Source organism: Cellulomonas endometrii (assembly GCF_949769265.1).
Lineage (GTDB): Bacteria > Actinomycetota > Actinomycetes > Actinomycetales > Cellulomonadaceae > Cellulomonas > Cellulomonas endometrii.
In genome coordinates this window covers 194,202-206,877 of record NZ_CATKPC010000005.1, presented here as the reverse complement: position 1 = coordinate 206,877, position 12,676 = coordinate 194,202, and the positions used below count along the sequence as shown (strand labels likewise).

General features: G+C 74.4%; 11 protein-coding genes. 1 reads left to right on the top strand and 10 read right to left on the bottom strand.

What is annotated here, in order from left to right; genetic code table 11:
* Positions 1–6: 6 nt before the first annotated feature.
* The 10 genes from ndk to QNH85_RS08010 form a co-directional block, all read right to left on the bottom strand.
* Positions 7–438 (bottom strand): nucleoside-diphosphate kinase, encoded by a 432-nt coding sequence (gene ndk, locus QNH85_RS08055; protein WP_282945668.1) that lies wholly within the window; start codon positions 436–438, stop codon positions 7–9.
* An 11-nt stretch (positions 439–449) separates the two neighbouring features.
* Positions 450–911: a DUF4233 domain-containing protein gene (locus QNH85_RS08050; protein WP_282945704.1), complete on the bottom strand. Its 462-nt coding sequence runs from the start codon at positions 909–911 to the stop codon at positions 450–452.
* A 15-nt stretch (positions 912–926) separates the two neighbouring features.
* Positions 927–2,609: an MDR family MFS transporter gene (locus tag QNH85_RS08045; RefSeq protein WP_282945667.1), complete on the bottom strand. Its 1,683-nt coding sequence runs from the start codon at positions 2,607–2,609 to the stop codon at positions 927–929.
* A gap of 129 nt (positions 2,610–2,738) precedes the next feature.
* Positions 2,739–3,365: a TetR/AcrR family transcriptional regulator gene (locus QNH85_RS08040; protein WP_282945666.1), complete on the bottom strand. Its 627-nt coding sequence runs from the start codon at positions 3,363–3,365 to the stop codon at positions 2,739–2,741.
* A 73-nt stretch (positions 3,366–3,438) separates the two neighbouring features.
* The gene (gene dhaM / locus QNH85_RS08035; RefSeq protein ID WP_282945665.1) at positions 3,439–4,158 is read right to left on the bottom strand and encodes a dihydroxyacetone kinase phosphoryl donor subunit DhaM; all 720 of its coding nucleotides are present in this window, start codon (positions 4,156–4,158) and stop codon (positions 3,439–3,441) included.
* On the bottom strand, positions 4,155–4,808 hold the full coding sequence (gene dhaL / locus QNH85_RS08030; protein WP_282945664.1) for a dihydroxyacetone kinase subunit DhaL: 654 nt from the start codon (positions 4,806–4,808) through the stop codon (positions 4,155–4,157). Before dhaL ends, dhaM begins: the two co-directional genes overlap by 4 nt.
* Positions 4,809–4,868: 60 nt before the next feature.
* Positions 4,869–5,864: a dihydroxyacetone kinase subunit DhaK gene (dhaK, locus tag QNH85_RS08025; protein WP_282945663.1), complete on the bottom strand. Its 996-nt coding sequence runs from the start codon at positions 5,862–5,864 to the stop codon at positions 4,869–4,871.
* 143 nt (positions 5,865–6,007) lie between these two features.
* Positions 6,008–7,399, bottom strand: a complete 1,392-nt coding sequence (locus tag QNH85_RS08020) for a bifunctional folylpolyglutamate synthase/dihydrofolate synthase (RefSeq protein ID WP_282945662.1) — start codon at positions 7,397–7,399, stop codon at positions 6,008–6,010.
* Positions 7,396–10,710 (bottom strand): isoleucine--tRNA ligase, encoded by a 3,315-nt coding sequence (gene ileS / locus QNH85_RS08015; protein WP_282945661.1) that lies wholly within the window; start codon positions 10,708–10,710, stop codon positions 7,396–7,398. Before ileS ends, QNH85_RS08020 begins: the two co-directional genes overlap by 4 nt.
* A gap of 303 nt (positions 10,711–11,013) precedes the next feature.
* Positions 11,014–11,484 carry a hypothetical protein gene (locus QNH85_RS08010; RefSeq protein WP_282945660.1) on the bottom strand — a complete coding sequence of 157 codons (471 nt, stop codon included), beginning with the start codon at positions 11,482–11,484 and terminating at the stop codon, positions 11,014–11,016.
* 365 nt (positions 11,485–11,849) lie between these two features.
* Here QNH85_RS08010 and QNH85_RS08005 point away from each other — a divergent pair, with 365 nt between their 5' ends.
* A complete protein-coding gene (locus QNH85_RS08005; RefSeq protein WP_282945659.1) occupies positions 11,850–12,599 on the top strand; it encodes a hypothetical protein in 750 nt (249 codons plus the stop codon).
* Positions 12,600–12,676: the final 77 nt, after the last annotated feature.

The following is a 12,676-nucleotide window of genomic DNA, read 5'->3' as shown; positions in this document are numbered from 1 at the left end:
GGAGGGTCAGGCCGGCAGCGACGGGAACCAGAGGGCGATCTCGCGCTCGGCGGACTCCGGGGAGTCGGAGCCGTGCACCAGGTTCTGGGTGACCTTGAGGCCCCAGTCGCGGCCCAGGTCGCCGCGGATGGTGCCCGGGGCGGCGGTGGTCGGCTCCGTGGCGCCGGCCAGGGAGCGGAAGCCCTCGATGACGCGGTGCCCCTCGGCGACCACGGCGAGCACCGGGCCGGACTTCATGAAGTCGACCAGGGGCTGGAAGAACGGCTTGCCCTCGTGCTCGGCGTAGTGCTGCTGCAGCAGGGCGTCGTCGGCGGTGCGGAGCTCGACGGCCACCAGGGTGTAGCCCTTGGCCTCGATGCGGCGGAGGACCTCTCCCGACAGTCCGCGGCTGACGCCGTCGGGCTTGACCAGGACGAGGGTGCGCTGGATGTCGCTCATACCGACGAACCCTAACGGGCCGCGCCGGGGGCCGCGGGCGGCTCCGGTGCCGGCGGCAGGCCGCCCTGCGGGGTCTGGTCGGGGTGCGCCGCGTCGAACGCCGCCCGCTCCCGGTCGATCCGCGCGCCCAGCCGCAGCGAGACGAACCACAGCACCGCGAACAGCAGGCCGAGCACGTACATCAACGGGATCACCACCCCGCACGCGATGACGAGCAGCTGCGCGACGGAGCCCGCGACGTAGCCGCCCGGGGCCGTGACCAGGCGGGACAGGACCACCAGCACCAGGAACATCACCCCGGCGACGATCCACAGCCGCGGGCCCGCGGCCGCCCTCCCCTCGGGGTCGGCGGCCGCGAGCCCGTGCGCCGTCAGCGCCGCGAACAGCACCAGCACGCCCTCGAGGACCAGGATCATCGAGGTGAACTGCGGCTTGGCGGGGCGCTTCGGGCGCGGCGGACGGGACGCGTGCATGCTCACGCGCGCAGGTTACCTGGGCTCGGCGGAGGCACGGTCGGCGGCGCGGTCGGCAACCCCGTCGGCAGCGCGGTCGGCGGGGTCGGCAGCGCGGTCGGCGGGGTCGGCGGCCGCGGGCTCGCCCGCCGTCGCCTCGCCGCGCGCCACCATGCCGGCGACGTCGGAGAGCTTCACCTCGCGGAGGAACAGCGTGAGCACGAAGCCGACCGCGAGCAGCGGCACCAGGTACCAGAACGCGGGCGCGAGGGCCTCGGTGTAGGCGTTCACCACACCGTCGTGCAGCTGCTCGGGCAGCTGCTGCACGATCGCCGGGGTCAGCGACTCCGCGCCGGCCGACGCGTCGACGCCGCCGGCGGGCGCACCGGCGAACACGTCGCCGAGCCGCTCGGACAGGCGCGTCGTGAAGATCGTGCTGAACAGCGCCGTGCCGACCGCCGCGCCGATCTCCCGGAAGAAGTTGTTGGCGCTGGTGGCGGTGCCGAGCTCGTGCGGGTCGACCGAGTTCTGCACGGCCAGCACGATCGTCTGCATCACCAGGCCCAGGCCGGCGCCCAGCACGAAGATCATCACGCCGAACAGCACCATCGACATGTCGCCGGTGATGGTGGTCAGCCACGCCAGGCCGAGAGTCGCGATCGCCATGCCGGTGATCGGGAACGCCTTGTACCGGCCGGTCTTGGTGATCGCGATGCCGGAGCCGATCGCGGTGAGCATGACGCCGACGGTCATCGGGAGCATGAGCAGACCCGACTCGGTGACGCCGGAGCCCGTGGACATCTGCAGGAACGTCGGCAGGAACGCGAGCGAGGCGAACATCCCCATCCCGATGACCAGGCCCACGCCGGTGGCGAGGGTGAAGGTCGGGTTCTTGAACAGGCGCAGCGGCAGGATCGGCTCCTGCGCGCGCAGCTCGACCAGCACGAACGCCACGGCGGCGACGACGGTGCCGACCAGCAGGCCGACCAGGCGGCCGTCGGACCAGTCGTACCGGCCCTCACCCGAGACCGAGGTCCACGAGGTGACGAGCACCAGGCCGGAGGTCGCGAGCGTGAGCAGCACGATGCCGGCGACGTCGAGCTTGCGGCCGGACCGGTGCGTCGGGAGCTTCAGGGTGAACCAAGCGGTGACGAGCGCCGCGATGCCGAACGGGATGTTGATCCAGAAGCACCAGCGCCAGTCGGCGTGGTCGGTGAACAGGCCGCCGAGCAGCGGGCCGGCCACGGCGGACACGCCGAACAGCGCACCCATCGGGCCCATGTACTTGCCGCGGTCCTTGGCGGGGACGATGTCGGCGATGATCGCCTGCGACAGGATGATCAGGCCGCCGCCGCCGAGGCCCTGGACGCCGCGCCAGACCACGAGCTCCACGAAGCTCTGCGAGAAGCCGGCGCCGGCCGACGCGAGCGTGAACAGGCCGATCGCGACGAGGAACGGCCAGCGGCGGCCCCACAGGTCGCCGAACTTGCCGTACAGGGGCATGACGATCGCGATGGCCAGGATGTAGATCGTCACGACCCAGCCCTGGTGCTCGACGCCGTCGAGCTCCCCGACGATGGTCGGCATCGCGGTGCCGACGATGGACTGGTCGAGCGAGGACAGCAGCATGCTCGCGAGCAGGGCGCCGAAGATCAGCCAGACGGTGCGCTGGTTCAGCACCACCAGCGGCTTGTCGGGGGCGGGGGCGGTGGTCGCCATGGGGTACCTCGTCCGTTCTGGGTTCGGGCCGGCGCGGCGCACGCCCGCGGCGGCTCCGGCCGGGGGCGTGCGCCGTCGTCGGCGGAGTGCGGGGGTGCGGGTCGGCGGTGGTGCGCGGGGAAACGGGGCTCAGCGGGGCGGGGACACGATCTCGGTCAGGTCACGCACGACCGACGGCAGGTGCTCGTGCACGTCGCCCGCACCGCCGGCGGAGTCCCACCGGATGAACGTCGCGTGCGAGAGCACCATGAGCAGGGAGCCGACCAGCATGACCACCGACTCGTCGGTGTCCTCGCCGAGCCGGCGCCGGACCAGGGCCGCGATGTCGTCGTGCAGGCCCTGCAGGTGCGTGTAGGCGCGCACGAGCAGCTCGGGGTGGCCCTTGACCACCTCGAAGGCCCGCTCCATGCGCTCCTTGCCGAGCGGCGGGTGGTCGAGCACGTCGGCCACGAGCACCTGGAGGTCCGTGAGCAGGTGGCCGCTGGGGCCCCCGGACGCGAACGTCTCAGCCGCCGCGGGGTCGATGGACCAGTGCGCCATGCCCAGCACGGCGTCGTCCTTCGACTCGAAGTAGTTGAAGAACGTGCGGACGGAGACGCCCACCTCCGCGCAGATCGCCTCGACCGTCACGCGGTCCAGGCCGTGCTCACCGGCGAGCCGGTGGGTGGCGTCGACGAGGGCCTCGAGGCGGGCGCGCTTCTTGCGGGCGCGCAGCCCCTCGGCCTCGACCTGCTCCACCGCGACGGAATCCTGCACGGCATGCATTCTTGCACGGTCTGCAGGGTTGTGTCAGGCACCCGTCGGTGCGGCGGCCGTCACACGGCGCGGCTCACACCTCGCCGAAGCCCTCCTCGACGGCGCCGACGAACGCGTCGACCGCCACGCGCGCCTGCGGCCCGGAGGCGGAGACCTCCAGCGTGCGGCCCTGCGTCGCGCCGAGCTGCATGAGCTCGAGCACGCTGGCGCCGTTCACGCCGTCCACCTGCACCGCCGCGTCGAACCCGGCCATCATGCGGGCGAGCACCGCCGCCGGCCGGGCGTGCAGCCCGAGCGGGTTGCGCACCAGGACGTGCGCGGTGATGACCCCCGTGCGGTCGCCCTGGTGCGGCACGCCCTCCCCTGCCGGCTCCACCTCACCCGCGCCGAGCGCGTGCGGGAAACCCGCGCCCGCGGCGACGGCCGCCCCGAGCACCTCGCCGACGGGCGCGCCGCCGGCGGCGGTCACCCCCGCGACGACCGCCGCCTCGACGAACGGCGCGTCCGCGAGGTGCACCCGCGCGGCGACCTCCTCGTCGAGCAGGTCGAGCACCGACTCGGTGGTGAGGACCGCCGACCCCAGGTCCGTCAGCACGACCGCGGACCGGCCGTCCGCGGTGGCCTCGGTCAGCGCCTGCTCGACCAGGTCGAAGCTCGTGCCCAGGCCGCCCGCGCCGTCGCCGCCGGCGGCGAGGATCAGCACCTCCGGCGCCATCTGCGCGGCGAGCTCGCGGGCGCCCTCGGCCAGCGTCGCCGAGTGCGACACCAGCACGAGCGCGACCGGCGCCGTCACGCCGCCGCCTCCGCCGCCGCCGTGCCCGCCGCCGCCTCGAGGACGAGCGCGGTCGACGTGGCCCCCGGGTCCTGGTGGCCCACCGACCGCTCGCCGAGGTAGGACGCGCGGCCCTTGGTGGCGGTCAGCGGGATCGTGGCCTCGGCCCCCGCGCGCGCCGCCTCCGCCGCCGCGGCCAGCACCGCCGCCGGCGACGCGCCCGCGTCGGCCGCCGCCACCGCGGCCTCGACCGCGGGCGACCACGCGTCGACCATCGTCTTCTCGCCGGTCGTGGCCTTGCCGCGGACGACGATGCCCTCCAGCCCGGCCTCGAGCATCGCGACCACCGCCCCGCTGTCGAGCTCCGGCAGGCCGGTGACCTTGGCGGCGCGCAGGTACGCCGTCCCGTACAGCGGGCCGGCGGCGCCGCCCACGGTGGACATCAGCGTGGTCGCGACCAGCTTGAGGACGGAGCCGACGTCACCGGGCGGGGCCTCCTGCGCGTCGAGCTTGGCCACCACCGCCGTGAACCCCCGGTGGAGGTTCTCGCCGTGGTCGCCGTCGCCGATCTGCCGGTCGAGCTCGATCAGCTCCTCGCGGTGCTCCGCCACGACCTGCGCGGTCCGGCGCACCCAGGCCTCCGCCCACGCCGCACCCAGGGTCTCCGTCATCCTGCGTTCCCACCTCCGCCGTCGAGCCGACGGCCACGTCACCGGAGGGCGGCGGGCCGGCTACCAGTGCAGCGCGGCCGTGCGCACCGGCGCGTCCCAGAGCGCGGTGAGCTCGTCGTCCAGCCGGAGCACAGTGACCGAGGCGCCCTGCATCTCCAGTGATGTCACATAGTTGCCCACGAGCGACCGGGTCACCTGGACCCCGCGGCCCTCGAGCAGCCTGCGTGCCTGACGATAGACGACGTAGAGCTCGCTCAGCGGCGTGCCGCCCATGCCGTTGACGAGCAGCAGCACCTGCTCCCCCGACGCGAGCCCGAGGTCGTCCGCCACCGGCGTCAGCAGCATCTCGGTGATCTCGTCCGCGCCGGCCAGCGGGATCCGCCGCCGGCCGGGCTCGCCGTGGATGCCGATGCCGATCTCGATCTCGTCCTCCGGCAGGTCGAAGGACGGCTTGCCGGCGTGCGGGACGGTGCAGGCGGTCAGCGCGACGCCCATCGACCGCACGTTGGCGACCACCTTCTCGGCCACCGCCACCACCGCGTCGAGGTCGTCCCCGCGCGCCGCGGCGGCCCCCGCGATCTTCTCGACGGCCACCGTGCCGGCCACGCCGCGCCGGCCCGCGGTGTACAGCGAGTCCTCCACGGCCACGTCATCGTTGACGACCACCGTGCGGACGGTGAGGTCGTCGGCGTCCGCGAGCTCGGCCGCGGTCTCGAAGTTCAGCACGTCACCGGTGTAGTTCTTCACGATCGCGAGCACGCCGGCGCCGCCGTCCGCCGCGGCGAACGCGGGGGCGATCTGGTCCGGGGTGGGCGACGTGAACATGGCGCCCGGCACCGCGGCGTCGAGCATCCCGTCGCCGACGAACCCGGCGTGCAGCGGCTCGTGCCCGCTGCCGCCGCCGGAGACCAGCCCGACCTTGCCGCTCACGGCGCCGCCGGCGCGGGCGACGAACAGCGGGTCCGTGTGCACCTCGACCACGTCGGCGTGCGCGAGACCGAACCCCTCGACGGACTCGGCGACGACGGTCTGCGGGTCGTTGATGAGCTTCTTCACGTCGGGATTCCTCTCACGGCGGCCGGCCGCGGCACCGTCGCCGCTGCAGTCCTCACACTCGCCGCGCAGGTCGCGCGCGTCAAGGGGCGAACGTGCGGCGGCGGGGCCGCGGCCCGCCGCCGGCGCCTCGCCGGGACCGGCCGTCAGCCGCGGCCCAGGTAGACCCGCGCCTCGGCCACCAGGACGACCGAGCCGGTGACGAGCACGGCCGCGCCCCGCTCCACCTCCGCCTCGGCCAGGTCGGCCGCGAGGGTCACGGCGTCGTCCAGCCGCTCCCGCACGTGCACCCGGTCCTCGCCGAACACGTCGACCGCGATCTCCGCGAGGTCCTCGACGTCCATCGCCCGCGGGCTCGAGGCCCGGGTGACGACGATCTCGTCCAGCGCCGGCTCCAGCACCGCGAGGATGTTCTCGGGGTCCTTGTCCGCCATCACGCCGACGACGCCCACCACCCGCTGGAAGTGGAACGCCTCCTCGACCGCGGCGACCAGCGCCTCCGCGCCCGCGGGGTTGTGCGCGGCGTCCACCAGCACCGTCGGGCTGGACCGGACCAGCTCCAGGCGGCCGGGCGACTCCGCGTCGGCGAACGCCACCTCGACGATGCCGCCCTCGAGCGCCCCGCCTCCGGCCATGAGCGCCTCCGTCGCCGCGAGCGCCGCCAGGGCGTTGTGCGCCTGGTGCTCCCCGTGCAGCGGCAGGAAGATCTCCGTGTACGTCCCGCCGGTGCCGCGCAGCGTCAGCAGCTGGCCGCCGACGGCGACCTGCCGCTCCACCACGTCGATGTCGACGCCCTCGCGGACCACGCGGGCCCCGCGCTCGGCGGCGGCGTGCAGGATCACGCCCTCGGCGTCCTCCTGCTGCTGGGACAGGATCAGCGTCGCGCCGTCCTTGATGATCCCGGACTTCTCCCCGGCGATCTCCACCAGGGTGTGCCCGAGCCAGCGCTCGTGGTCGTACGCGACCGGGGTGATCACCGCGACGTCGCCGTCGGCCACGTTGGTGGCGTCCCAGCGCCCGCCCATGCCGACCTCGATCACCGCGACGTCCACCGGGGCGTCCGCGAACGCCGCGAACGCCATGACCGTGAACACCTCGAAGAAGCTGAGGCGCGGCCGGTCGGCGGCCTGCTCCTGGACGTCGACCATGTGCACGTACGGGGCGACGTCCTGCCAGACCTCGACGAACCGCTCGTCGGAGATCGGCTCCCCGTCGATCGCGATGCGCTCGGTGACCCGCGTGAGGTGCGGGCTGGTGAACCGGCCCGTGCGCAGGCCGTGCTCGCGCACCAGCCGCTCGATCATCCGGGCGGTCGACGTCTTGCCGTTGGTGCCGGTGACGTGGACGACGCGGTACGCCTTCTGCGGGTCGCCGAGCAGCTCGCACACCGCCCGGACGCGGTCCAGCGTCGGGTCGATGTCGTGCTCCGGCGCCCGCTCGAGGATGCCCGCGTAGACCTCGTCGGCCGCGCGGCGGGCGGCCTGGGCGGCCTCGTCCTTCAGGTGGTCGGCCCCGCCGCGACCCTTCTGCGGGCTCACGCCTGCACCCGCTCGACCGCGACGGCCAGCTCGGCGGCCGCCTCGACGACCACCTCGGCGGCGAGCGTCTCCGTGGCGATGAAGTCCCGGTGCGTGCGGACCGCCTCCTCGTGCTCGGCCGGCACCCCGAGGGTCAGCCGGATCCGGTCGCTGACGGCCAGGTCGGCCGCCTTGCGTGCGTCCTGCACCGCGCGGACCACGTCGCGGGCGTAGCCCTCGGCGCGGAGCGCGTCGTCCAGGGCCAGGTCGAGCACGACGAACCCGCCCGACGGCAGGACGCCCGCGGCGAGCGCCGGGCCCTCGCCGTCGCCGGACGCCACGTCGACCGTGGTGCTCAGCTCGTACTCCGTCTCGAGCATCGGCACGTCGCCCTCGTCGGTGCGGACCACCAGGGCGCCGTCGGTGCCGACGCCCCAGGCCCCCGCCTTCGCGGCGCGGATCACGGCCTGGACGCCCCGGCCCAGGCGCGGGCCGGCGGCGCGGGCGTTCACCGCGAGGGTGCGGCGCACCGCGACGCCGCCCGCGGCGGCCTCCTCGACCGTGGACAGCGCCACGTGCTTGACGTTGAGCTCCGCGGCCAGCAGGTCCGTGAACGGCGCCAGCGCCTCCGGGGTCGCCGTCGCCACGCGGAGCTCGCGCAGCGGCTGGCGGACGCGCAGGCCGTTCGCCTTGCGCAGCGCCAGCGCGGCGGACACCGCCTCGCGGACGCCGTCGACCGCCGCGACCAGGTCGTCGTCGGCGGGCAGCGCGAGGCTGTCGGCGCTGTCGGCGGCCGCGAGGTCCGGCCAGTCGGACAGGTGCACCGACCGCTCGCCGGTCAGGCCGCGCCAGACCTCCTCGGACAGCAGCGGCGCGAGCGGCGCCATCACGCGGGTCAGGGTCTCCAGCGCGGTCCACAGCGTGTCGAACGCCGCCTGGTCCTCCGCCCAGAACCGGTCCCGCTGCGTGCGGACGTACCAGTTGGTCAGCAGGTCCAGGTGCACGCGGACGGTCTCGCAGGCGCCCGGGACGTCGTACGCGTCGAGCTGGGCGGTGACCTGCTCGACGAGGTTCCGGGTCCGGGCCAGGACGTACCGGTCCATCGTGCTCAGCGGGGTCTGCGGCGTCACCCGGCGCGCGGTCAGCCCCTCGCCGCCGTTCGCCGCGTTGGCGTACAGCGCGAAGAAGTACCAGGTGCTCCACAGCGGCAGCAGCACCTGGCGGACCTCGGAGCGGATGCCCTCCTCGGTGACCACCAGGTTGCCGCCGCGCAGGATCGGCGACGCCATGAGGAACCAGCGCATCGCGTCGGAGCCGTCCCGGTCGAACACCTCGTTGACGTCCGGGTAGTTGCGCAGCGACTTGCTCATCTTGCGGCCGTCGGAGCCCAGCACGATGCCGTGCGAGACGCTCGTCCGGAAGGCCGGGCGGTCGAACAGCGCCGTGGCCAGCACGTGCAGCAGGTAGAACCAGCCGCGGGTCTGGCCGATGTACTCGGTGATGAAGTCGCCCGGGTAGTGGTGCTCGAACCAGTCGGCGTTCTCGAACGGGTAGTGCACCTGGGCGTACGGCATCGACCCGGAGTCGAACCACACGTCCAGCACGTCCGGGATGCGGCGCATCGTGCTCGCCCCCGTCGGGTCGTCCGGGTTCGGGCGGGTCAGCTCGTCGATGAACGGCCGGTGCAGGTCCGGCTCGCCGGCGTCGTTCAGCGGCAGCCGGCCGAAGTCCGCCTCCAGCTCGGCGAACGAGCCGTACACGTCGATGCGCGGGTACGCCGGGTCGTCGCTCACCCACACCGGGATCGGCGTGCCCCAGTACCGGTTCCGCGACACCGACCAGTCGCGGGCGTTCGCCAGCCAGTTGCCGAACTGCCCGTCCTTGATGTGCTCGGGCACCCAGGAGATGTCCTGGTTGAGCTCCACCATCCGGTCCCGGAAGGCGGTGACCTTGACGAACCACGACGAGACGGCCTTGTAGATCAGCGGCTTCCGGCAGCGCCAGCAGTGCGGGTAGGAGTGCACGTACGACGCCTGGCGCAGCAGCCGGCCGTCCGCGCGCAGCCGCTGCGTGATCGGCTTGTTCGCCTCGAACACCTGCAGGCCCTGGAAGTCCGGCACCAGGCTCGTGAACCTCCCGCCCTCGTCCACGCTGAGCACCGTCGGGATGCCGACGGCCTCGCAGGTCTCCTGGTCGACCTCGCCGTAGGCGGGCGCCTGGTGGACGACGCCCGTGCCGTCCTCGGTGGTGACGTAGTCGGCGAGCAGGATCTGGAAGCCGTGCTCGGCCATGCCCGGCTGGTCGGCCAGGTAGTCGAACAGCCGCTCGTACCGCACGCCCGCCAGGTCCGCGCCGCGCACCTCGCGGGTCACGGCCGCCAGCGCGTCCTCCGCGGAGTCGTAGCCCAGGTCCTTCGCGTAGCCCTTGACGAGGTCGCGGGCGAGCAGGAACTGCGCGCCCGTCGCCGAGGTGCCGTTCGGGCCGGCAGGGACCACCGCGTAGGTGACGTCGGGGCCGACCGCGAGCGCCGAGTTGGTCGGCAGGGTCCACGGCGTCGTCGTCCAGGCGAGGGCGGCGACGCCGTCGAGGCCGAGCTCGGCCGTGCGCTCGCCGGTCAGCGGGAACGTCACCGTGACGGTCTGGTCCTGGACGTCCTTGTAGACGTCGTCGTCCATGCGCAGCTCGTGGTTCGACAGCGGGGTCTGGTCGTTCCAGCAGTAGGGCAGCACGCGGTAGCCCTCGTACGCCCAGCCCTTGTCGTACAGCCGCTTGAACGCCCAGATGACCGACTCCATGAACGTCGGGTCGAGCGTCTTGTAGTCGTGGTCGAAGTCGACCCACCGGGCCTGGCGGGTGACGTACACGCGCCACTCGTCGGTGTAGCGCAGCACCGAGGTCCGGCAGGCGTCGTTGAACGCCTTGATGCCCATCTGCTCGATCTGCGACTTGTCGGTGATGCCGAGGATCCGCTCCGCCTCGAGCTCCGCCGGCAGGCCGTGCGTGTCCCAGCCGAACCGGCGCTCGACGCGGCGGCCGCGCTGCGTCTGGTAGCGGCCGACGATGTCCTTCGCGTACCCGGTCAGCAGGTGCCCGTAGTGCGGCAGGCCGTTGGCGAACGGCGGACCGTCGTAGAACACGAACTCGTTCGCGCCGTCCTCGCCGGCGTCCCGCGCGTCGATCGACGCCTGGAAGGTGCCGTCCGCGTCCCAGTACGCCAGGACGTCCTTCTCCAGGGCGGGCAGGTCCGGGGACGCGGGCAGGCCGAAGGACGATCCCGGGGCCGGGGGCGCGGCGTGCTTGCCGGTGGGCGTGCGGTGCAGCGGATAGGCCATGGCGGCTGGCGCTCCTGTGGTCGGCGCCCGGCGGGCGCGGTGCGTGGCGGACCCACGGGGACGACGTGCGCCGGGTCGAGATCGACCCGGTACCCACCGCGGTACCACCCCGCTTGCCGCTCGCCCCCGGGTGCTGACCCGGTGGCGCGCGACCACTCGCGACGGCTGTGACGGGCCTACCCGTCCGGTTCTACTGGGGGCGTCGCGAGCGGCGCCCTGTTCTTCCGGAGGCTCCCCGGTGATGGCCGGATCGGTGCCTGTGGTACCCGAGTGTATCGACGCCCGGCGGGCGTGCGCACCGGCTTACCCGGCGGGCGTCGCGGGCCGCCGCCGGACGGCCCCGTCGGCGACGGGTCCCGCCAGCGCTCCCTCGAACGCCGCGAGCGCCGCCGGGTCGCCCGCGAGCAGCGCGCCCACGTGGGCGGGGTCGTCCACCAGGGCCGGGTAGCCCCACACCGCGACGCACGGCTCGCCCCACAGGCTCCGCGCCCCGCCGCGCGCCCCCGCGACCAGGGCGAACCGCCACCCGGCGGGGACCTCCGCGGTCACGCCGTCGAACAGCTCCGCCGGGACGAACGCCGCGCTCCCCCAGTCGTCCCGCACGAGCACGCTCAGGTGGTCGGCGAGGACCAGCACCCCGACGGCCTCGTACGGGCGGCCCGGCGTCACGGCGTACGCGGACTGGGTCCCCGTGCCGCGGGGCCGGCGGTCCTCGGGCAGGAACGCGCCCCGGTTCGCGACGCACCGCAGCCGCACCCGCCCCGCTGCCGCCACGCGGCACCCCTCCCGCTCCGGCGCCCATCATGCCGCGCGGCCCGTGGCCCGGGCGGCCTGCCTCCCCGCCTCCCTGCCTCCCTGCCTCCCCTGCCTCCCTCCCGCCGACCCCGCCCCGCCCGACCCACGACCGCCGAGTGGGCAGCAGGTGCTGCTCCCGGTCGATCGAGGCCGCATCTTCTGCCCTCTCGGCGGGGGCCGGGCGGGAGGGCGGGCGGGTGGTCGGGGGCGGGGCGGTGGGCGGGGCGGGGTGGCGGGGGGAATCGCCCGGGGAGTCGGGCGCGGGGCCCTGTCGCCCGGGACGGCGGGGGCGGGAGCGTCGTCGGCAGCGGAGGCAGCGGGCCTCCCCGGACCGAGGAGCACGCATGACCACGCACGACACGACCACCGGCCGGGCGGGCACCCGGGGCGTCGGCGCCGCCGCAGGGGGCGGCACCGGCACCACGGGCTCGACGGCGTCCGAGGCGGCCACGTCCCGGGTGCGCCCGCAGCCGCGGGGCTGGGCCGTCGCCGGGATCGGCGCGGGGCTCGCCGGCATCGTCTCGATCCAGGCGTCGCTCGGCCTGTCGGTCGACTGGGAGCAGACGGCGGGCGACGCGGACGCCGTCGTCGCCGGGATGGCCGGCAAGACCGGCACCATGATCCTGTTCCACACGGCCACGCTGGTCGCGACGGTGCTCGTCGTGATCTTCGCCGCGGGGCTGTCCCGCCGGCTCGGGCAGCAGGCGCCGGCCGGGAGCCTGCTGCCCGCTGTGGCGTCCGGCGGCCTGCTGCTGGTGGCCGTCGCCGGCCTGCTCGGGTCGGGGCTCGACACCCAGTTCATGTTCGGGTTCGCGGACCCCGAGCTGCTCGTGCCCGAGTCCGGCGCCTTCTACACCGACTGGATCGCGACGATCCCGTGGCTGTGGGTCGGCGCGGGCCTCGCGGGGCTGGCCGTCGCCGTCGCCGCGATCCGGCACGGCGCCGCACCGCGGTGGATCGGCTGGGTCAGCGCCGTGCTCGGGGGCCTGACGCTGCTGCTGGGCGTCTCGCCGCTGCAGTACATGGCCGGGTTCGTGGGTCCGCTCTGGCTGCTCGTCGCGGCCATCGGGTTCGCGGCCGGCGACCGGAAGTGACCGCGTCGCCCGTGCGGCCCGCCGCATGATCACCCCGTCCGCGCTGCCCGACCCCTCCCGTTCTGCGGTGGTTTGCC

Bases quoted from the DNA above. Each gene is read 5' to 3' on its own strand.
- ndk (WP_282945668.1), bottom strand. From the start codon at position 438: ATGAGCGACATCCAGCGCACCCTCGTCCTGGTCAAGCCCGACGGCGTC.
- QNH85_RS08050 (WP_282945704.1), bottom strand. From the start codon at position 911: ATGCACGCGTCCCGTCCGCCGCGCCCGAAGCGCCCCGCCAAGCCGCAG.
- QNH85_RS08045 (WP_282945667.1), bottom strand. From the start codon at position 2,609: ATGGCGACCACCGCCCCCGCCCCCGACAAGCCGCTGGTGGTGCTGAAC.
- dhaL (WP_282945664.1), bottom strand. From the start codon at position 4,808: ATGACGGAGACCCTGGGTGCGGCGTGGGCGGAGGCCTGGGTGCGCCGG.
- ileS (WP_282945661.1), bottom strand. From the start codon at position 10,710: ATGGCCTATCCGCTGCACCGCACGCCCACCGGCAAGCACGCCGCGCCC.
- QNH85_RS08005 (WP_282945659.1), top strand. From the start codon at position 11,850: ATGACCACGCACGACACGACCACCGGCCGGGCGGGCACCCGGGGCGTC.